Source organism: Aequorivita lipolytica (assembly GCF_007997135.1).
GTDB classification, from domain to species: domain Bacteria; phylum Bacteroidota; class Bacteroidia; order Flavobacteriales; family Flavobacteriaceae; genus Aequorivita; species Aequorivita lipolytica.
Map to the genome: position 1 here is coordinate 41,048 of NZ_VORU01000013.1, position 19,800 is coordinate 60,847.

The window sequence follows — 19,800 nt, forward strand, 5'->3', positions numbered from 1 at the left end:
AGCCATATATTCGTGAATTCGTGGTAAAAAATCTCAATGCTTAGAACTACTTTAATTTTAATATTTATTGTATCTCTTTTTTCATGCCAAAAAAGCGCAGAAACAGATCGCGAACACCTTGTTTTCCGTTATAACGAACACGGAAACATTCCAACCCTCGACCCAGCTTTTGCTCGTAATCCGCAAGCCATTTGGCCAGATAACCAACTTTATAATGGTTTGGTGCAATTGGACGATTCTCTAAATATTAAGCCCGATATTGCAAAAAACTGGGTTATAGATGATTCTACAAACACCTACACATTTAACCTTCGAAACGACGTTTACTTTCATCAAAATATAGCCTTTGCACAAGATGCGCTTCACACTCCCACGCGTTATACACGAAAGGTTGTTGCCCAAGATTTTGTTTATAGTTTCAATCGTTTAACGGATGAAAAAGTTGCTTCTTCTGGTAGCTGGGTCATGAACTATGTAGAAAGCTACAAAGCTGTAAACGACAGCACTTTGGCCATTCAGCTAAAACAACCATTTCCTGCATTTTTGGGATTACTTTCTATGCGTTACTGCTCGGTTGTTCCAATAGAAGCGGTGGAATTTTATGGTAACGAATTCCGAAGAAACCCAGTGGGTACTGGACCATTTCAGTTCAAAATGTGGGAAGAAAACGTAAAACTTGTTTTCAGAAAAAACCCGCTTTACTTCGAAAGAGATAAAAATGGAAACAAACTCCCCTATTTGGAGGCCGTTGCCATAACATTTCTGCCAGACAAACAAAGTGAATTTTTGGAATTCTCTCAGGGAAAACTCGACTTTATTTCGGGTTTGGATGGCAGCTACAAAGATGAATTATTAAGCACCCACGGAAAATTGCAGCCGAAGTATGATGATTTGGCATATATGATTACGGGGCCTTATTTGAACACGGAATATCTCGGGTTTTTCCTGGGAGCCAATACACCCGAAATAAAAAGCAAAACCTTGCGACAAGCAATTAATTATGGTTTTGACCGCGTAAAAATGGTAACCTACCTCCGCAACGGAATGGGCATTCCCGCCATTCACGGCTTTATACCGAAAGGATTGCCTGGTTATGATGAAATAGATGGTTATACTTATCAACCCGAAAAAGCCAAGCACTTAATTGAACAATACAAAACAGAAACCGGCGATTCAAAACCTGAAATAACAATTGGAACAAACAGCCAGTACTTGGACTTATGTGAATACGTTCAGCGCGAACTTGAAAAATTGGGTATTGCTGTAACCATAGATGTAATGCCCCCTTCCACACTACGACAAATGAAAAGTAGCGGTGAATTAGATATTTTTCGCGCCAGCTGGATTGCAGATTATCCCGATGCCGAAAATTATCTTTCGCTTTTTTATAGTCCTAATTTTGCACCAAACGGCCCCAATTATATGCACTTTAAAAACCAGACTTTTGATAGTCTTTATGCGAAATCGCTTTCCGTTTCAGATATTGATAAACGTAAATTACTTTATACCAAAATGGATTCCATCATTATTGAGGAAGCTCCAGTAGTGCCTTTGTTTTATGATATGGCAGTGCGCTTTGTAAATAAAAAAGTTTCTGGGCTGGGTATTAATCCACAGAATTTTTTGATCTTGAAAAAAGTCAAAAAAGAAAAATAAACAAACTAATTTAATAGAACAATATGGGATTTGGCGGCTCGGCTGCGGCAATGGTTCAATCAATTCGCAACAATGCGAAGCAACTTGCCAAACGAAATAGTTATTTTGAAAAAGATGTTCCTTCGAAATATGGAACATCCACAAAAATTGTTGACTATAAAAGAATGTCTCCCGCACAATTCGTGGCTTTCAAACAAAAATTGAAAGAAAACGAATTACGGCGCCAAAAACACTTAGCTATTGTTTTCGGAAGCGTAATGTTTGTAATTATTGGAGTATTGATTTACTTTTTATTTTATAATTAAGTTTTCCGCCACTTCGCTGTTTCTTCAAAAACGTGCTCCAATATCTTGGCGTCCATTTCTGAAAATTCAATATTTCTTCGGCCCATTACCACTTTGGCAACTTCAAAAGCTTTGTCGGTTTTATAGGTTGTGAAACCTCCGCTTCCCCCCCAACTAAAACTCGGAATAAAATTGCGAGGAAATCCACTTCCAAAGATATTCGCACTCACGCCCACAACTGTTCCTGTATTGAACATAGTGTTTATGCCGCACTTGCTGTGATCGCCAATCATCAAACCGCAAAATTGTAAGCCTGTTCGGGCAAAACCTTCAGTTTCGTAATCCCATAGACGCACTTCGGCGTAGTTATTTTTTAAATTGGAATTGTTGGTGTCAGCACCCAAATTACACCATTCCCCAACAACTGAATTCCCTAAAAAACCATCGTGACCTTTGTTTGAGTACCCAAAGATTACAGAGTTATTAACCTCTCCCCCAACTTTACTCTGTGGGCCAATAGTGGTGTTTGAATAAATTTTGGTGCCCATCTTTAAGGTAGAATTTTCGCAAAGCGCGAAAGGACCGCGTACCATAGAACCCTCCATAATTTCAGCATCTTTACCTATATAAATAGGTCCTTCGGAAGCATTTAGCGTGCAAAATTCAACCGTTGCCCCTTCTTCAATAAAAATATTCTCGGGTTTTTTTGTCCAAATCCCTTTTGGAATTGGCTGTGAATCTCTGCCTTTTGTAATCATTTCAAAATCGCGGATTATCGCTTCACCGTTTTTTGAAAAGATATCCCAGCTGTATTCAATTCGTAAGACATCTTTGTGCTCATATTGAATAATATCGAAGGTTTCAAAATCTACTTCCTGTCCTTCTTTGGTATAAAAAGCAATAGGTTCATCATCAAAAAAAATAGCTTGATTTTCTTCCAACCCTTTAATTATGTTTACTAAATTTTCCGATGGAAGAAAGGACGCGTTTATTAAAATATTCTTCTCCAATTCCAAGAAAGGATATTTTTCGGAAAGGTAATCTTCAGTGACGCTCGTGGTTGTGAACCCTAAAAAAAATTCCCACTTTTCGCGAATGGTCAAAATACCCACACGAATGTCTGCCACTGGCCGAGTAAACGTAAATGGCAAAAGCTGGTTACGGACGTTGCCGTCGAAGAGAATGTAATTCATTGTTTTTACATCTAGATTTAATTTCAAAGCTAACAAAAAAAGCCCTCGATTTCTCGAAGGCTTTTGTATGTTTTCACAAAAAAGAAGATTATTCTTCTGTTTTAGCTTCTTTAGCTGCTGGTTTTTTAAACTTGTCGTATTTGTTTTTGAATTTGTCAATACGTCCAGCAGTATCGATAAGTTTTGCTTTTCCAGTATAGAAAGGGTGCGAAGTACGTGAAATCTCCATCTTTACCAAAGGATACTCAACACCATCTACCTCGATAGTTTCTTTTGTATCTGCAGTTGATTTAGTAAGGAATACATCTTCATTGCTCATATCCTTAAAAGCAACTAATCTAAAATTTTCTGGGTGGATACCTTTTCTCATGATTGTAATAATTTGTATTAAAAAAAATTCATTCCCGACCTTTCGGAATTGAGTTTGCAAATTTAAGTATTAATTGGAAATTAGCAACAATATTTTACTCTTTTTTAATTCATCGCTAAATCACTGGCAAATGTAACGTTTTGCTATCTTTGTTTACTAACAGACCAAACCAAAAAAATCAACTTTAAAATGGAAACCCAACCTATTTCAATTAAAAAATCTGCAGTTAATTACGGCCTTATCTTAGGTGCAGTTTTAGCACTTATGACCACATTAATGTATGTTTTAAACCCAGACCTTTTCACAAAATGGTGGGTGGGTATAATAAGTTTTATTATAATTATTGCCTTAGGAATAGTTTCGGTAGCCAAAGCAAAGGGTATACTCGACGGAATAATGAGCTTTAAAGAAGCTTTTACGGTTTATTTTATTACTGTTGCCCTTGGACTATTTATTAGTACCGTGGTGGGTATATTAATTTTCAATATAATTGATCCTGAAATGGCGGCATTTCTGCAAGAAAAAACCTTGGAAATGACCGCAGAATTTTTACAAAAATTAGGCACACCACGAGCAGAGATTGATAAACAAATGGCAAAAATGGCGGAGCAGGACAACTTCGCAATTGGTACTCAGCTCAAAAATTATATTTTCAGCCTTGCATTTATGAGCGTAATAGGATTGCTGGTCGCACTTATTTTCAAAACAAAAAATCCAAACCCGTTAAACTAATTGATGAATATTTCCATCGTTATACCTCTTCTAAACGAAGAAGAATCGCTAAATGAACTTTACCGTTGGATTGCATCCGTTATGCAATCCAATGGTTTTTTATACGAGCTCATCTTTATTGACGATGGCAGTACCGATAAGTCTTGGAAAATAATTGAAAGCCTTTCCAAAGAAAATCCTGCAGTTAAAGGAATCCGTTTTCAAAAGAACTACGGAAAATCGCAAGCCTTACACGCTGGCTTTTCAATGGCGGAAGGCGATGTGATTATCACAATGGATGCCGACTTGCAGGACAATCCCGAAGAAATCCCAGCGCTTTATAAAATGATTATCGAAGAAGGCTTCGACCTTGTTTCAGGTTGGAAAAAGAAGCGTTACGATTCTGTAATAAGTAAAAATTTACCTTCTAAACTGTTCAATTACGCTGCACGAAAAACTTCGGGTGTAAAACTACACGACTTTAATTGCGGGCTGAAAGCTTACAAAAAAGACGTTGTAAAAACAATTGAAGTAACTGGCGAAATGCACCGTTACATTCCAGTTTTGGCAAAAAATGCAGGTTTTAGCAAAATTTCAGAAAAACCTGTTTTGCACCAAGCCCGAAAATATGGAACAACCAAATTTGGCGCAGAACGATTCATTCGTGGTTTTTTAGATTTGATAACGATCTGGTTTTTATCAACTTTTGGAAAACGGCCAATGCACCTTTTTGGCGCCTGGGGCGCATTTATGCTCTTTGTGGGCTTTTGCTTCGCTCTGTATTTGGGCATTGACAAGTTATTTATAAATCCATCCGCAAGACTAATCACCGCTCGCCCAGAATTTTTTATAGCACTTACGGCAATGATCTTGGGAACCCAACTTTTTCTCGCAGGTTTTTTGGGAGAATTAATATTGAGAAGTAAAAAAGACTCCCGAAACTACATCATTAAAGAACGACGAAACTTCAAAGATTAACCGCAGAGAATCTTTATTTTTGCAAATTAATTTAAGCGAATGATTTACGTAGATCCAAAAATTTTAGCCCGCGTTAACCAATGGCTAACTCCTTTTTTTGACGAAAAAACCCAACACGATATTAAAGAAATGATAGCTTACGATCCCGATGGATTGGAAGACAGTTTTTATAAAAACTTAGAATTTGGAACTGGTGGAATGCGAGGTATTATGGGCCTTGGCGACAACAGGATCAATAAATATACACTAGGAAAAAACACACAGGGACTTTCAAATTATTTAAAAGATCAATTCCCAAACCAAGAAATTAAAGTAGCAATTGCGTACGATTGCCGCCACAACAGTAAAGAGTTTGCAAAAGTAGTAGCCGATGTTTTTTCTTCAAACGGAATAAAAGTCTTTCTTTTTTCTGAATTACGGCCTACGCCCGAACTTTCATTCGCAGTAAAACATTTGGATTGTAAGGCTGGAATTGTTTTAACAGCCTCACACAATCCGCCAGAATACAACGGTTATAAAGTATATTGGGAAGATGGCGGACAATTGGTTCCACCACAGGATGGCGAAATTATTGCCGAAATAAATTCACTGAAATACGAAGACATAAAGTTTGAAGCTAATGAAAGTTTGATTCAAATTATAGATACCGAAGTTGATGAATCATTCGCAAATGCTTCTGTTAAAAACGGAACTTTCAATACTTCCCAAGCAGCAAAAGATAACTTGAAAATTGTTTTCACCTCGCTTCACGGAACTTCAATCACAATGGTTCCAAAGGTTTTGGAAATGGCTGGGTATAAAAATGTATTAATTGTTGAAGAACAGTCAGAACCAAACGGTGATTTTCCAACGGTAAAATCACCCAATCCCGAAGAACCTGCTGCGCTAAAAATGGCTTTGGAACTTGCAGAAAAAGAAAATGCAGACATTGTAATTGGTACTGACCCAGACTGCGACCGTTTGGGAGTTGCCGTTCGAAATAATAAAAATGAAATGGTCTTGCTCAACGGAAACCAAACAATGGTTTTAATGACGCATTTCCTTTTGAAGCAATGGCAAAAAGCGGGAAAACTGAATGGAAAACAGTTTGTTGCATCAACTATTGTTTCTACGCCAATGGTTGAAAATGTTGTGGAACATTTCAACGTAAAATATATTGAAGGTCTAACAGGTTTTAAGTGGATAGCGAAAATGATAAAGGACCATCCCGAACTCGAATTTATTGGCGGCGGCGAAGAAAGCTTCGGTTATTTAGTTGGCGATTTTGTCCGCGATAAAGATGCTGTTACCGCTACCCTACTTGCCTGCGAAATTGCAGCGCAAAAAAAACATTCCAGCAGCAGCATGTTCCAATATTTGAACGATGTTTACGAACAGTTCGGGAACTACCGTGAACATTTGATTTCGGTCACAAAAAAAGGAAAACAGGGCGCTGCAGAAATTTCAGCAATGATGAAAGTGCTTCGCGAAAATCCATATAAGGAAATTGCGGGGAGCAAGGTGGTTAGAATGGATGATATTTCAAAAAACGAGACCACAGATTTTATAAAACAGGAAACTTTGCCATTAAATCTACCAAAATCAAACGTATTAATCTATTACACTGAAGACGGCAGCAAAATTGCCGCAAGGCCTAGCGGAACGGAACCGAAAATAAAGTTTTACATTAGCGTGAATACTTTAGAAAAGGAAAATTTTGAAGACATACTTCAGAAAAAAATTGACGCTATCGCCGCACAACTAAACGTGAGTTAATGAATTATTTCAAAAAAATACTACGCTATGTCATCCCGTATAAAAAGTATGCGTATCTGAACATATTTTTCAATATACTCTATGCCCTTTTCAGCACGTTGTCATTTCTCGCTTTGATCCCGGTTTTACAGGTTATATTTAGCGACCAACGTGAAGTTGGGAAACTGCCAGTTTATGAAGGCATCACCAAATTAACTACATATATCCAAGATTCCCTCAACTACCATTTGGTTAAATATATCAATGAGTACGGCGACTTTAAGGTGCTTCTATTTATGATAGGAGTAATAATAGCCATATTTCTGCTGAAAAACTTGAGCAATTATTTGGCCATGTTTTACTCCACATTTCTAAGGAACGGTGTTTTGAAAGATCTTCGAAACGATCTCTACAGCAAAGTGATCCAATTTCCATTGGCTTTTTATTCTGAGAAAAGAAAAGGTGATACTATTTCCCGCCTTAGCGGTGATGTTGATGAAGTGAAAAATTCAGTGCTTTCAGTTCTGGAAATGATTGTGCGTGAGCCGTTAACAATCATTTTTTCATTAGCCACGATGCTTTTTATAAGTCCGAAGCTTACCCTTTTTGTATTTGTATTTTTACCTATTTCGGGTTTTTTAATTTCCAAAATTGGAAAATCTCTTAAAAAAGGCTCTTTAAAAGTGCAGCAGGAACAGGGTGTTTTTCTTTCCATTTTGGAGGAAACTATGGGTGGACTGCGTATTATAAAAGCTTTTCACGCAGAGAATTTATTCCAGAAAAAATTTGAGGATAGTAACCAGCGTTTTTATAAATATTCAAACACAGTATTAAACCGTCAAAATCTCGCTTCGCCGTTGAGCGAATTATTAGGAATCATTACCATTGGGGTTCTCTTGGTTTATGGAGGTTATCTGGTATTTGTAGATCAAACATTGGACGCTAGTTTTTTTCTCGGCTATATTATGCTGGCATATAATATTTTAACCCCTGCAAAGGCGATCGCAAAAGCAAGTTATTCAGTGAAACGCGCTAATGGTTCTGCCCAGCGTATTTTAGAATTGCTGGAAGCCAAAAACACAATCACCGATATTGAAAATCCAGTTCAAAAGGAAGGTTTTGATACTGTAATTTCTATTAAAAATATTTCATTTAAATACGAAGATCAATATGTTTTAAAAGATTTTTCTTTGGAAATACCGAAGGGAAAAACCGTGGCGCTCGTTGGCCAATCCGGAAGTGGAAAAAGTACGATTGCAAATTTATTGACACGTTTTTATGATGTAAACGAAGGAAGCATAGAAATTGACGGTGTTGATATAAAAGATATTTCAAAAAGATCGCTACGTGGATTGATGGGCATTGTATCGCAGGATTCTATTCTTTTTAATGATTCTGTCGGGAATAACTTAAAACTCGGAAAACCGACCGCTTCCGAAGAAGAATTAATGGATGCTGCGGAAATAAGCAACGCCTATGAATTCATAAAAGATCTTCCCGAAAGTTTTGAAACTAACATTGGCGACAGTGGAAACAAACTGAGCGGCGGCCAAAAACAGCGCTTAAGTATTGCCCGCGCCGTTTTGAAAAACCCGCCGATCATGATTTTGGACGAAGCAACTTCTGCATTGGACACTGAAAGTGAACGCTTGGTGCAGGATGCTTTGGAAAAAATGATGAAGAATAGAACTTCCATTGTTATTGCGCACCGACTTTCCACCATTCAAAATGCAGATAAAATCGTGGTTCTTTCCAAAGGAAAAATTGTGGAACAGGGCAAGCATCAAGAGCTTTTAGAGAAAAAAGGCGTTTACTACAGTTTGGTGGAAATGCAATCACTTGCGTAGAGACGCACGGCCGTGCGTCTCTACGGCCGTGTGGGAAAATATTTTTTCGCTGATTAAACCTTTTTACAATATTGTGGTCATATACCCACTTGCGCAATAATGGTTGAAGAACAAGAACTCTTAACGGCATTGAAAACCGGGGGAGCCAAAGAGGCCGCCTTTAGGGAACTTGTTTCGCAATATAAGGAACGGTTGTATTGGCAGATTCGGAATATCGTTTTAGACCACGACGATGCTGATGACGTGCTACAAAACACCTTTATAAAAGTTTTTAGAAATATTGATTCCTTTAAGGGTGAAAGCAAGTTGCATACGTGGATGTACCGGATTGCAGCGAATGAATCCATCACATTTCTGAACAAAAAAGCAAAGCACAACAATGTTTCCATTGAAAACTTAAGTGATAATGCGGTACGAAAACTAGAAACCGATATCTATTTTGAAGGCGACCAGCTACAGCTTCAGTTTCAAAAGGCAATTGCTACACTTCCAGAAAGACAAAAGTTGATTTTTACAATGAAATATTTTGAAGATCACACCTTCGAGGAACTTTCGGAAATACTTGAAACATCTGTGGGCGGACTAAAGAGCAGTTATCACATTGCAGTAAAAAAAATTACCGAATTCATAAAGACGAATGAAACATCCATTAATTCTATATAGATCAATGCAATATATTTAATTAGGATGTTCTATCTGTCCAATAAAAAAATAAAAAGACAGCTAAAACCTTATAAAAAATTGATAGTCAAAATTTAAAGTGAAAAAAGAAAAAAACATACCTGATTTTAAAACACCCAAAGGTTATTTCGAAACTTTTGAGGAACGTCTTTTTAGCAAAATTGCCGAAGAAAAGTTTCCGAAATCTAGAGGCTTTAAGGTTCCAAAAAACTATTTCGACAAATTTGAAGAAAGCGTTATTGGAAAATTAAATGTTTCAGAAAAACCCACGAAAGTAATTCCGCTTTTTTCGAGAAAATATTTCGGTTATGCCGCAGCAATCGCAGCTTGCCTTTTAATAGGTTTCAATATTTTTAACCAAAAAACCGATAATTCAAATTTAGACGCCCTGCAATTGGCCGCAATTGACACCTATATTGAGGAAGGCAATTTAAATCTAGATCTTTATGAGGTAACTTCATTTATAGACGACGAAGACATTGCTAACTTAGATTTTGACACGCAACAATTCACAGATGCTGCACTGGAGGATTATCTTTTGGAAAATTTGGATACAGAAATCATAACAAACGAAAAATGAAAAAATTAGCAATATTATTTTTCCTGTTAGCTGCAACCTTGCAAGCCCAGGATAAAAAACACGAAAAAATAAGAGCTTTAAAAGCCGCTTATATTACAGAAAAGCTGGCACTCACTTCTGCTGAAGCGGAAAAGTTTTGGCCTATATACAACCGCTATCAAGAGAAATTTCACGCCCTTCGGAAAAAGGAACGTAACGAGATTTTTCAAAAATTAAGAGATGGTCTTGATAATTTAACCGACGCCGAGGCAAACGAACTAATTGACAAAAATCTAAGTATAGAATCCGGAGAACTGGAATTGAGAAAACAAATGACAGCTGAATTAAGGAATGTAATTTCTCCAAAAAAAATAATCATCCTGAAAAAAACTGAGAATGATTTTAAAAGAGAGCTTTTAGGTCGATACCGGCATAACCAGGAAAAGAGAAAAGAATAGATACTAAAAAAGCCCCGAAATTTCGAGGCTTTTTTATACAATATCATCAAATTACATAGCTCCCCATTCCTTCAAGGACTTTTCATTTAAGGCTACATAATCACTATTGTCAGCTGCTTTAGCTAGTTCCATTGACTTTTTAGCTGCCTCAATAGCACCTTTTTTATCACCTGCTTTTGCATAAATTAAAGACTTTTGGCGCAATTGCCAAAATTTTGGGTCTTTATTCATTTCAATAGACTTATCAATCCAAGTTTTAGCTTGATTAATATCTTTTCCAGCTTCCAAATAATAAACTGCCGCAGAGTAATAATCATTTGCTGACGGTCCATTCATCACTCTCTGTATGCTTGAACTTACCGTTTTATCAGTATTAAACTTAATTGGTACGCCAACGTAAGTCTTTTCCCAAAGTATGCCTAAAGTAGCCATATCGTTTTTTAAATCATCAAACGTCATTGTTAGGGTTTCAACATTCATGGGCATTGGGTAAGCCTGTGCAGATACTTGCACCGCAACTTTGCTATCATCCCATTTTTCAGGATTACCCCAGTTAGTGGTATCATCATAAAAATAAATTTCCCAACTTGAAGCGCCCGGTTTAGTATATATTGCGTACGACCCAGCTTTCAAGGTTTTACCTCCTACTTCAACGTCATCGCTAAATGTAATTTTAGAATTTGCGTTGGCACCAGTACGCCACATGGTATCGTAAGGAACCAATCCTCCAAAGATTGTCCTTCCTTTCATGGAAGGCCTGGAGTATTCTAAAGTAACGTCTGTTAGTCCAACTTTTTGTTCAATTTTTTGAAATGGACTCGGTTGCGGAGTTTCAATTTGAGCTTGAATGCCAGCGGTTAGCATCAAAGCGGTGAAAAGTAAAATATTTTTTTTCATTGTAATGGTTTTAAGGTGATTATAATTTTTACGAAGTTACTGTTTGCAAAATTTTAAATAGTTAATAAAACCCTAAATTACAAAAATAACGTCCACAGATCAATCGTTGAAAAACAACACTATAGTACTAATACCGAAGAATTGTTAATCTTTTGTTTAAACTTTTTTTGATATAGTAAAACAGAGTATTTTTAAAGAAAAAATGAAGATATGTTAACCTATTTAAAAAGAATATTTAGAACGAGATTTCAAAAAAACGTAGCTCAAACAGACACCTATAGGCTATTGCGAATGAATCAAAAATTGACATTCAATAAGAACAAATAAAAACTGAATGAAAATTTATACACTGCACGCCAAACAAAATTTACCTATTTCTGTTGATCAAGCTTGGGATTTTCTTTCAGATCCAAAAAACTTAAAAGTTATAACGCCAGATTATATGGGTTTTAATATTCAATCCGGCTCCGATAGAACCATGTATTCTGGTCAAATCATTGAATATATTGTTACTCCAATTTTAGGAATTAAAACACGATGGGTAACAGAGATAACCCACGTTGAGAATAAAAAATATTTCGTAGATGAACAACGCTTTGGGCCTTATGCCCTTTGGCATCACAAACATTTCATAAAGGAAATCGATGGCGGTGTTGAAATGGAAGATTTGCTTCATTATAAACTTCCCTTCGGTTTTTTGGGCCAATTGGTGCACCCCTTTTTAGTTAAACCGAAACTTGACGAAATATTTGAATACCGAAAAAATAAATTGATGGAACTCTTCGGAGAAATATAATTTCAAAAACTAAACAATGTCAAAAACCATAATTTTAATAGGCGGTTCCTACGGAATAGGAGCTGCAATCGCTTCTAGATTAAAAGAAAACCACAATGTAATAATTGCATCCAGAAGCAATGACAATATTCCAGAAGGAGTTACACATCATACTTTTGATGTGCTAAAAGATGATATTTCAGAATTAGATCTCCCAGAAACAATAGACGGTTTGGTTTACTGCCCTGGCAGTATAAACCTAAAACCTTTCAAAATGATGAGTCCCGAAACTTTTAATGAAGATATGGAACTTAATTTTAATTCATTGGTTCGCGTTATACACGGTTTACTTCCAAAATTGAAGAATTCAGAGCAAGCTAGCTTGGTATTTTTCAGTACGGTTGCGGTAAAAATAGGAATGCCTTTCCATACAAGCGTGGCTGCCGCCAAGGGAGCCATAGAAGGTTTTGCAAAAGCTTTAGCAGCTGAGTATGCTCCAAATTTTAGAGTAAATGTAATTGCCCCATCCTTGACTGATACTTCTTTAGCTTCCAAATTATTGAACAGCGATGCCAAAAAAGAAAAAATGGCAGAGCGTCACCCATTGAAAAAAGTTGGAACTACAGAAGATATTGCAGCTATGGCTACATTTCTATTGAGCGATGAATCTAAATGGATAACAGGCCAAGTTTTTGGCGTGGATGGCGGTCTTTCAACTTTAAATACAAACTAGATTTTGGCAGAAAAAGTAAATATTTTTTGGTTCCGAAGAGATTTGCGGTTGGATGATAATGTGGGTTTTTACAAAGCACTTCACGGAAAATTTCCAGTATTGCCCATCTTTATTTTCGATTCAGAAATATTGAGCGAGCTTCCGAAAGACGATGCCCGCGTCACTTTTATTTTTGAAACCCTACAAAAAATGCGGAATGACTTGCAGCAACACGACAGCAGTATCGCTATCTACCACGGAAAACCGGAAGATGTTTTCAAACAAATAATTACAGAATTTGCGGTTCAAAATGTAATTACAAACCGCGATTATGAACCTTATGCAAAGCAGCGCGATGAAACAATTGAAAAGTTACTTTCAAAAGATAATATCGGGTTTTATACTTTCAAAGACCAAGTAATTTTTGAAAAAGATGAAGTTGTAAAAAGCGATGGCAACCCATACGTTGTTTACACTCCATTTATGAAAACGTGGAAGGCAAAATTCAAAAAAGAATATGATGAAAAGATTTATTACACCAATGAATTTTTAAAAAATCTATATCAAAATTCTCGGCTCCCAAATCTTACATTAAGCGATATAGGTTTCACAAAATCTAAAATAGAAATTCCGGAATATGATGTTACGCCAACAACCATTCAGGAATATGAAAACAGAAGAAATGTTCCAGCAGAGGATGCAACTTCGCATTTGGGACCACATCTTCGTTTCGGTACCGTAAGCATTCGGAAGATGATTAAAAAAGCCACTGCAGAAAAGAATGAGGTGTTTTGGCAGGAATTAATTTGGCGCGAGTTTTTTATGCAAATCCTTTGGCATTTCCCTGAAACTGTTAACAACGCCTTCAAAAAGAAATACGATAGAATTGAATGGCGGAATAACGAAACTGAATTCAAAAAGTGGAAAGAAGGCAAAACAGGTTATCCCTTAGTTGATGCCGGAATGCGTCAACTGAATGAAACTGGCTATATGCACAACCGCGTAAGAATGTTGGTTGCGAGCTTTTTATGCAAACATCTTTTAATAGACTGGCGTTGGGGCGAGGCTTATTTTGCTGAAAAACTTCTGGATTACGAAATGTCAAGCAACGTTGGCAACTGGCAATGGGCTGCCGGCAGTGGTGTTGACGCAGCGCCGTATTTCAGGATTTTCAATCCAACAACTCAGATTGAAAAGTTTGACAAGGACCATAAGTATATCAAAAAACATGTTCCTGAATTTGGAACGAGCAATTATCCCGAAAAAATGGTAGACCATAAAGAAGCTAGAGAGCGCTGTCTGCAGGTTTATAAAAGAGCCGTTTCGTAATATTATTATTTTTTTCAGGAATTCATATTTGTTAAAAAAAACGTAAAGCGATAGGAATTTTATGCCATTCAGCACAATTTTGCTACTCTTGCACAGTTAAATAAAGCATCGCAACAAACCTGAAACCATGAAGAAGATTTTATTACTTACCTTTCCTTTATTTCTACTTACCCTGAACGCTAACGCGCAGGATTCTATTCAAGTTGAAAAAAATACATTAAACAATCAAATGATTGATGCTTTTGATAAAAGCAATAGTTACCAAGAATTTAAGGTCGTTAAGAAGACGCAACTCGTTACTTTAAAACGAAATATTTTAGATTCCGTTTCTTCTTTGGAGAAAAAAATTAAAAGTCAGGAAACTGAACTAGTACAGCAGAAAAATGAAGTTGATTCGCTTCGTCAGGGTTTAACAAATACAAAGCAAAATCTCGCCACTTCAAAAGAAAAGGAAGATGGTATATCGATTTTCGGAATACTTACTTCCAAAGCCACTTACAATACAATAATGTGGGGTATAATCCTGATTTTGTTATTGATAAGCGGATTTTTATTCTACAGGTTTTTGAACAGCCACAAAATTACAAACGAGACCCAATTGAAAATGGCTGAAATGGAAATTGAACTTGAAGATTACCGCAGAAACAGTTTGGAGCGCGAACAAAAGCTTCGTAGAAAACTACAGGACGAGATTAATAAGAATCGAAAAGCTTAACTTGATTTAAGGCTCTGTTCGTGTAATTTTTGCGCCAATTGCCCGAAGTCTCTCGTCAATATTTTCATACCCCCTATCAATCTGCTCAATATTGTGGATAGTACTAGTTCCCTGTGCTGAAAGTGCTGCTATCAATAATGAAATTCCCGCCCGAATATCTGGCGAAACCATTGTTGTTGCTTTGAGGTTAGATTGGAAGTTATGACCAATAACGACGGCGCGGTGCGGATCGCAAAGAATTATTTTTGCGCCCATATCTATCAACTTATCCACAAAAAATAGACGACTTTCAAACATTTTTTGGTGAATAAGCACACTTCCTTTTGCCTGCGTACATACTACGAGAACTATACTCAATAAATCTGGTGTAAAACCGGGCCACGGCGCATCTGCTACCGTAAGTATAGAGCCATCAATATAACCTTGAATTTCGTATTCTTTTTGAGATGGAATATGAATATCATCACCTTTTTTGTTCAGTTTTATACCAAGTTGTCTAAAGGTTTCAGGTATTAAACCTAAATTTTCCCAACTCACATTTTTAATGGTAATTTCACTTCTTGTCATTGCAGCCAAACCTATCCAGCTGCCAATCTCAATCATATCTGGTAGAATTCTGTGCTCACAACCGGTAAGATTTTCAACACCCTCAATAACCAATAGATTAGAGCCAACACCGCTAATATTTGCTCCCATTGAACTAAGCATTTTACAAAGCTGCTGAATGTAAGGCTCACAAGCTGCGTTGTAAATGGTAGTAGTCCCTTTGGCCAAAACAGCCGCCATCACAATATTTGCCGTTCCTGTAACCGAAGCTTGGTCTAAAAGCATATAAGATCCCTTTAAACCTTTGGGAGCTTCTACACCGTAAAAACGTTCTTCCTTATTATATCTGAATTTTGCTCCAAGTTTTATAAAACCTTCAAAGTGCGTGTCCAGCCTTCTTCTTCCAATTTTATCGCCACCCGGACGTGGAATATATCCTTTCCCAAACCTTGCCAACAATGGTCCAACAATCATTATTGAACCACGCAATGAGCTTCCCTCCTGCTTGAAAAGTTCAGATTCTAGATAGCCCAAATTTATTTCATCAGCAATAAATGCGTATTTTCCCTTACCGAGTTTTTGGATTTTTACACCCAGATTTTCTAAAATTTTTATAAGCTTGTTGACGTCCAGAATATCCGGAATGTTTTCAATGATAACCTTTTCCGGGGTTAACAATACTGCACAAAGAATTTGTAAGGCTTCGTTCTTGGCACCTTGTGGCGTAATTTCGCCTTTCAGTTTATGCCCGCCTTCTATTTGGAAAGTTCCCATAAATAATGATTGAAATATTAATGACGCTTACGGTTGCGGTTATTGTTGTTGCTGTTGCTGTTTGATTTGTAGTTTTTCTTGTTGGAGGAAGTGGTATTGAAACGCTTTTTATTTTTCAATAGATTGGAAGCGTCACTCAAATCTTCATCGCTGTTTTTCAAATTGATTTCTCCGTCGGAAAGTTCAAAAAGATGTGCAAAGATTACATCATCTTCCACAGTGTCCTTATTCCAGTTTAGAAAACACTTTTTCATGTGGTTTGCAATGGTAAGGATAAGGCCTTCTTTTTTATCGCCTTCTTCCCAACTTTTTGCCACATCAATCATTCGCTTTATGTTGTTTCCGTAAAAACGATATTTCGGATGGTTTTGTGGATAGCTTAATGGCTCAGGCCGCTCCATTAATTCTTCACGGGAAGGAATGGGAAAAGGCGAATCTACATCCAGTTTAAAATCTGAAATTATAAAAAGTTGATCCCAAAGCATGGGCTGAAAATCTGGAACATCGCGAAGATGCGGGTTTAGATTACCCATTACGGCAATTATGCTTTTGGCAATTTTATTACGCTCGTCCTTGTCTTCAGTGGCAATGGCTTGATCTACCATTTTTTGAATGTGGCGACCGTATTCTGGAATAATTAATTTTGGGCGCTCTGTATTGTATTCTATTTGGGCTACTTCTTGTATCAAAATGTTTTAATTAAGGAAAGAATATTAGTGTATTGGGAAAGATTGAAAATCATTTCAGACGCAAAATACTAAAAATTAAAGTGAAATAACACCTTCAACGTTGGAAACTTCAAGATATTTTTTAACCACTTCATCTGGAGATCCCATTGTAACCTTTATTGAAAGGCTTGCGTAGGTTCCTTTTGAAGAATCGCGTGTAGTTATTTTTGCATCGGTGCCATCAAATACACTTTCTATTTCAGCTATTTTTTCAAGATCTGCAGGCACTATAAATTTGAAAAGGTATGGAGAAGGCCAAGCGGTGTCTTGCTCAAGCTGTTTTCTTAAACGTTCGTAAAATTCAGAAGTGTTTTTGTTTTGATCCATCAAAAAACGTTGTTGTTAGCCAACAAAGATACACTTTCACCACAAATATTTATTTACTTACTTTGTATAAAAATTATAACTTTTGAAAACAAAAAGAATTGTAATAACTGGCGGGCCAGGCTCAGGAAAAACTGCACTCATTAAATATTTAGAAAAAGAAGGCTATCCTGTATTGCACGAAATTTCACGAGATGTAATCTTGGAAGCTCAAGAGGATGGAATTGAACAATTGTTTTTGGAAAATCCTATCTTATTCAGTGAAAAATTGCTGGAAGGAAGACTGAAACAATTTCACGAAGCAAAAAACTGCGAAGCACCCATTCTTTTTTTTGATCGCGGAATGCCCGATGTTACTGCTTATATGGATTTTGTTGATACGCATTACCCAAATAATTTTTCTGAAACTTGTCTTGAAAATAGATATGACGAAATTTTTGTGCTACCGCCCTGGGAAGAAATTTATGAACAAGATAATGAGCGATACGAATCTTTTGAGCAGGCTGAAAAAATTTTCGATTTTCTAAAAAAAGGCTACGAAAATTATGGTTACAAAATTCACGATGTCCCAGCGGGGTCTATTAAAGATCGAGTAGTTTTTATAATCAATAAACTTGAAAATATACTTTGACGAACGTTCGCGACATCCTAAATAAATATTGGGGCTACACTTCCTTCAAACCAATGCAGGAAGAAATAATGGCTTCCGTGCTGGATGGAAAAGACACCGTGGCATTACTACCCACGGGCGGCGGAAAATCTTTGTGCTTTCAAGTTCCGGCTTTGGCTATGGACGGTATTTGCATTGTAGTTTCACCCCTAGTAGCACTTATGGGCGACCAAGTGAATGCTTTAAAAGAACGCGGAATAAAAGCCCTAAAACTAACCGGAGGAATTTCTTTTGATGAATTAAATACTTTATTAGACAACGCGCTCTACGGAAATTACAAATTTCTCTACCTCTCTCCCGAAAGACTGCAACAAGAAATAGTTCAAAATTACATCAAGCAAATGAACGTAAATTTAATTGCTGTTGATGAAGCGCACTGTATCTCGCAATGGGGAAATGATTTTAGGCCTGCCTATAAAAATATAACAGTACTGCGTGACCTCCATCCCCTAGTTCCTATTATCGCGCTTACTGCCACCGCAACTCCCGAAGTTTTGGAAGACACTATTTCCGAATTAAAAATGGAGCTTCCTGCAATTTTCAAAAACTCCTTTGCCCGTGAAAATCTATCGTACCAAGTTTTTAAGGAAGATGACAAGCTCTACAGAACAGAGCAATTGTTGAAAAACAATAAAGGTTCTGCGATTGTATATGTGCGAAACAGAAAAGGTACAATAGAAATCAGCGAGCAACTTAATAGTCTGGGCATTTCAGCTACATTTTATCACGGAGGAATTTCCGCAAAGGATAAAGCTCAAAAATTAACATCTTGGCGAAACGCGAGAGTTTCAACAATGGTTGCCACAAACGCCTTCGGAATGGGTATTGACCACGCAAATGTTCGGTTTGTGATTCACCTTCAAATTCCAGAAAGTCTAGAGAGCTATTTTCAGGAAGCCGGACGCGCTGGGCGCGATGGTGAATATGCCGCGGCAGTGCTCCTTTATAATGAGTACGATAAAATTTATGTGAAGCAGCAGTTTGTGGAATCACTGCCAACCACTTCCGATTTAAAAAAGATTTATAGAACGCTGAATAATTATTTTCAGATTCCCTATGGGGAGGGAGAATTTTCAAAGCACAATTTCGGTTTTTCTGAGTTTTGCAAAACCTACAATCTCAACACATTGCTTGCCTACAATGCGCTAAATAATTTGGACCGTTTAGGAATTGTGCAACTTTCACAGGAGTTTGGGCGCAAATCCACTGTGCAGTTTTTAATTTCTTCGGAAAAAGTATTGACTTATTTTGAAAAGGATATTACTGCTTCCGTTATCGGAAAAACAATCCTCAGAATTTACGGCGGCATTTTTGAAATGCCCACATCAATCAACCTAGATTTGATTGTTTCCAAAACCGGGCAATCCATTGAAACCGTTATAACAAATTTGAAAAAAATGGAACGCGACCAAGTCATTGAAATGACGTTGCAGATAACCGATGCCACGCTCACTTTCCTTGTTCCTCGCGAAGATGACAAGACCATTAACGTAATATCGCGCGAAGTGGAAGCCTTAAACCGCAAAAAAGCGGCACAGGTAAATTCCGTTTTGCGCTATATTGAAAATACCAAAACCTGCCGAAGTGTACAATTGGTTTCATATTTTGGCGAAACCACAGCTTCAAAATGCGGAGTTTGCTCGGTGTGCAAAGGACAAGCTTCAAAACTTTCTAAAAAAGAAATTCAGCAATTAGCGACGCAAATACTGGCTTTGCTTGAGGAAGCGGAATTAACCTCGCGCGAGATTTCAGAAAGACTTACTTTTACCGAAACAGATATTTTAAAGGTACTCCGTTTGCTTATGGATTCCGAAAAAATAAAAACCAATCCGAAAAATCAATATTATTTAAACTGAAAA

General features: G+C 37.0%; 21 protein-coding genes. 15 read left to right on the forward strand and 6 right to left on the reverse strand.

Translation table 11 applies throughout. The features are described from left to right. Positions 1-36 precede the first annotated feature (36 nt). Entirely contained in the window at positions 37-1,656 is a 1,620-nt protein-coding gene (locus tag ESV24_RS13145) for an ABC transporter substrate-binding protein (RefSeq protein ID WP_111816844.1), read from the forward strand. 23 nt (positions 1,657-1,679) lie between these two features. Beyond that, positions 1,680-1,961, forward strand: a complete 282-nt coding sequence (locus tag ESV24_RS13150) for a hypothetical protein (RefSeq protein WP_111816843.1) — start codon at positions 1,680-1,682, stop codon at positions 1,959-1,961. Here ESV24_RS13150 and ESV24_RS13155 read toward each other — a convergent pair. Continuing rightward, entirely contained in the window at positions 1,958-3,133 is a 1,176-nt protein-coding gene (locus tag ESV24_RS13155) for a GlmU family protein (RefSeq protein WP_111816842.1), read from the reverse strand. The genes ESV24_RS13150 and ESV24_RS13155 overlap by 4 nt on opposite strands. 88 nt (positions 3,134-3,221) lie before the next feature. Continuing rightward, complete coding sequence (locus tag ESV24_RS13160; protein WP_111816841.1) at positions 3,222-3,503, reverse strand: type B 50S ribosomal protein L31; 282 nt, start codon at positions 3,501-3,503, stop codon at positions 3,222-3,224. A gap of 189 nt (positions 3,504-3,692) precedes the next feature. On the opposite strand from ESV24_RS13160, the gene ESV24_RS13165 reads away from it, so the two are divergent. From ESV24_RS13165 to ESV24_RS13195, 7 genes are all read left to right on the forward strand, one after another. Further along, complete coding sequence (locus tag ESV24_RS13165) at positions 3,693-4,235, forward strand: DUF4199 domain-containing protein (RefSeq protein WP_111816840.1); 543 nt, start codon at positions 3,693-3,695, stop codon at positions 4,233-4,235. Between the two features lie 3 nt (positions 4,236-4,238). Next, positions 4,239-5,192, forward strand: coding sequence for a glycosyltransferase family 2 protein (locus tag ESV24_RS13170; protein ID WP_111816839.1), 954 nt, complete (start codon positions 4,239-4,241; stop codon positions 5,190-5,192). Positions 5,193-5,231: 39 nt separating this feature from the next. After that, positions 5,232-6,947 carry a phospho-sugar mutase gene (locus ESV24_RS13175; protein ID WP_111816838.1) on the forward strand — a complete coding sequence of 572 codons (1,716 nt, stop codon included), beginning with the start codon at positions 5,232-5,234 and terminating at the stop codon, positions 6,945-6,947. After that, positions 6,947-8,773, forward strand: coding sequence for an ABC transporter ATP-binding protein (locus ESV24_RS13180; protein WP_111816837.1), 1,827 nt, complete (start codon positions 6,947-6,949; stop codon positions 8,771-8,773). Before ESV24_RS13175 ends, ESV24_RS13180 begins: the two co-directional genes overlap by 1 nt. A gap of 99 nt (positions 8,774-8,872) precedes the next feature. After that, the gene (locus ESV24_RS13185; protein ID WP_111816836.1) at positions 8,873-9,436 is read left to right on the forward strand and encodes an RNA polymerase sigma factor; all 564 of its coding nucleotides are present in this window, start codon (positions 8,873-8,875) and stop codon (positions 9,434-9,436) included. Between the two features lie 97 nt (positions 9,437-9,533). Continuing rightward, a complete protein-coding gene (locus ESV24_RS13190) occupies positions 9,534-10,034 on the forward strand; it encodes a hypothetical protein (protein WP_111816835.1) in 501 nt (166 codons plus the stop codon). Beyond that, the gene (locus tag ESV24_RS13195) at positions 10,031-10,471 is read left to right on the forward strand and encodes a hypothetical protein (RefSeq protein WP_111816834.1); all 441 of its coding nucleotides are present in this window, start codon (positions 10,031-10,033) and stop codon (positions 10,469-10,471) included. Before ESV24_RS13190 ends, ESV24_RS13195 begins: the two co-directional genes overlap by 4 nt. Positions 10,472-10,522: 51 nt before the next feature. Here the strand turns inward: ESV24_RS13195 and ESV24_RS13200 are convergent, their stop codons facing one another. Further along, on the reverse strand, positions 10,523-11,368 hold the full coding sequence (locus tag ESV24_RS13200; protein WP_111816833.1) for a DUF2911 domain-containing protein: 846 nt from the start codon (positions 11,366-11,368) through the stop codon (positions 10,523-10,525). 334 nt (positions 11,369-11,702) lie between these two features. On the opposite strand from ESV24_RS13200, the gene ESV24_RS13205 reads away from it, so the two are divergent. The 4 genes from ESV24_RS13205 to ESV24_RS13220 all read left to right on the forward strand — a co-directional run bounded on the left by ESV24_RS13205 (position 11,703) and on the right by ESV24_RS13220 (position 14,899). Next, positions 11,703-12,164: an SRPBCC family protein gene (locus ESV24_RS13205; protein WP_111816832.1), complete on the forward strand. Its 462-nt coding sequence runs from the start codon at positions 11,703-11,705 to the stop codon at positions 12,162-12,164. A gap of 16 nt (positions 12,165-12,180) precedes the next feature. Further along, positions 12,181-12,876 (forward strand): SDR family NAD(P)-dependent oxidoreductase, encoded by a 696-nt coding sequence (locus ESV24_RS13210; RefSeq protein WP_111816831.1) that lies wholly within the window; start codon positions 12,181-12,183, stop codon positions 12,874-12,876. 3 nt (positions 12,877-12,879) lie between these two features. After that, a complete protein-coding gene (locus tag ESV24_RS13215) occupies positions 12,880-14,184 on the forward strand; it encodes a cryptochrome/photolyase family protein (RefSeq protein ID WP_111816830.1) in 1,305 nt (434 codons plus the stop codon). Positions 14,185-14,311: 127 nt separating this feature from the next. After that, positions 14,312-14,899 carry a tRNA (guanine-N1)-methyltransferase gene (locus tag ESV24_RS13220; RefSeq protein ID WP_111816829.1) on the forward strand — a complete coding sequence of 196 codons (588 nt, stop codon included), beginning with the start codon at positions 14,312-14,314 and terminating at the stop codon, positions 14,897-14,899. A gap of 6 nt (positions 14,900-14,905) precedes the next feature. Here ESV24_RS13220 and murA read toward each other — a convergent pair whose 3' ends face one another. The 3 genes from murA to ESV24_RS13235 all read right to left on the reverse strand — a co-directional run bounded on the left by murA (position 14,906) and on the right by ESV24_RS13235 (position 17,274). Beyond that, positions 14,906-16,219 carry a UDP-N-acetylglucosamine 1-carboxyvinyltransferase gene (gene murA, locus ESV24_RS13225; RefSeq protein ID WP_111816828.1) on the reverse strand — a complete coding sequence of 438 codons (1,314 nt, stop codon included), beginning with the start codon at positions 16,217-16,219 and terminating at the stop codon, positions 14,906-14,908. A 17-nt stretch (positions 16,220-16,236) separates the two neighbouring features. Then, on the reverse strand, positions 16,237-16,908 hold the full coding sequence (locus ESV24_RS13230; protein ID WP_111816827.1) for a DUF4290 domain-containing protein: 672 nt from the start codon (positions 16,906-16,908) through the stop codon (positions 16,237-16,239). 75 nt (positions 16,909-16,983) lie between these two features. Then, entirely contained in the window at positions 16,984-17,274 is a 291-nt protein-coding gene (locus ESV24_RS13235) for a DUF493 family protein (protein ID WP_111816826.1), read from the reverse strand. Positions 17,275-17,356: 82 nt separating this feature from the next. Here ESV24_RS13235 and ESV24_RS13240 point away from each other — a divergent pair, with 82 nt between their 5' ends. Next, positions 17,357-17,902, forward strand: a complete 546-nt coding sequence (locus tag ESV24_RS13240; RefSeq protein ID WP_111816825.1) for an AAA family ATPase — start codon at positions 17,357-17,359, stop codon at positions 17,900-17,902. Then, on the forward strand, positions 17,899-19,797 hold the full coding sequence (locus ESV24_RS13245; RefSeq protein ID WP_111816824.1) for a RecQ family ATP-dependent DNA helicase: 1,899 nt from the start codon (positions 17,899-17,901) through the stop codon (positions 19,795-19,797). The genes ESV24_RS13240 and ESV24_RS13245 overlap by 4 nt, the downstream gene beginning before the upstream one ends. Positions 19,798-19,800: the final 3 nt, after the last annotated feature.

Bases quoted from the DNA above. Each gene is read 5' to 3' on its own strand.
- murA (WP_111816828.1), bottom strand. From the start codon at position 16,219: ATGGGAACTTTCCAAATAGAAGGCGGGCATAAACTGAAAGGCGAAATT.
- ESV24_RS13195 (WP_111816834.1), top strand. From the start codon at position 10,031: ATGAAAAAATTAGCAATATTATTTTTCCTGTTAGCTGCAACCTTGCAA.
- ESV24_RS13150 (WP_111816843.1), top strand. From the start codon at position 1,680: ATGGGATTTGGCGGCTCGGCTGCGGCAATGGTTCAATCAATTCGCAAC.
- ESV24_RS13235 (WP_111816826.1), bottom strand. From the start codon at position 17,274: ATGGATCAAAACAAAAACACTTCTGAATTTTACGAACGTTTAAGAAAA.
- ESV24_RS13200 (WP_111816833.1), bottom strand. From the start codon at position 11,368: ATGAAAAAAAATATTTTACTTTTCACCGCTTTGATGCTAACCGCTGGC.
- ESV24_RS13160 (WP_111816841.1), bottom strand. From the start codon at position 3,503: ATGAGAAAAGGTATCCACCCAGAAAATTTTAGATTAGTTGCTTTTAAG.
- ESV24_RS13205 (WP_111816832.1), top strand. From the start codon at position 11,703: ATGAAAATTTATACACTGCACGCCAAACAAAATTTACCTATTTCTGTT.
- ESV24_RS13180 (WP_111816837.1), top strand. From the start codon at position 6,947: ATGAATTATTTCAAAAAAATACTACGCTATGTCATCCCGTATAAAAAG.
- ESV24_RS13165 (WP_111816840.1), top strand. From the start codon at position 3,693: ATGGAAACCCAACCTATTTCAATTAAAAAATCTGCAGTTAATTACGGC.
- ESV24_RS13145 (WP_111816844.1), top strand. From the start codon at position 37: ATGCTTAGAACTACTTTAATTTTAATATTTATTGTATCTCTTTTTTCA.
- ESV24_RS13175 (WP_111816838.1), top strand. From the start codon at position 5,232: ATGATTTACGTAGATCCAAAAATTTTAGCCCGCGTTAACCAATGGCTA.
- ESV24_RS13155 (WP_111816842.1), bottom strand. From the start codon at position 3,133: ATGAATTACATTCTCTTCGACGGCAACGTCCGTAACCAGCTTTTGCCA.
- ESV24_RS13220 (WP_111816829.1), top strand. From the start codon at position 14,312: ATGAAGAAGATTTTATTACTTACCTTTCCTTTATTTCTACTTACCCTG.
- ESV24_RS13210 (WP_111816831.1), top strand. From the start codon at position 12,181: ATGTCAAAAACCATAATTTTAATAGGCGGTTCCTACGGAATAGGAGCT.
- ESV24_RS13185 (WP_111816836.1), top strand. From the start codon at position 8,873: ATGGTTGAAGAACAAGAACTCTTAACGGCATTGAAAACCGGGGGAGCC.
- ESV24_RS13170 (WP_111816839.1), top strand. From the start codon at position 4,239: ATGAATATTTCCATCGTTATACCTCTTCTAAACGAAGAAGAATCGCTA.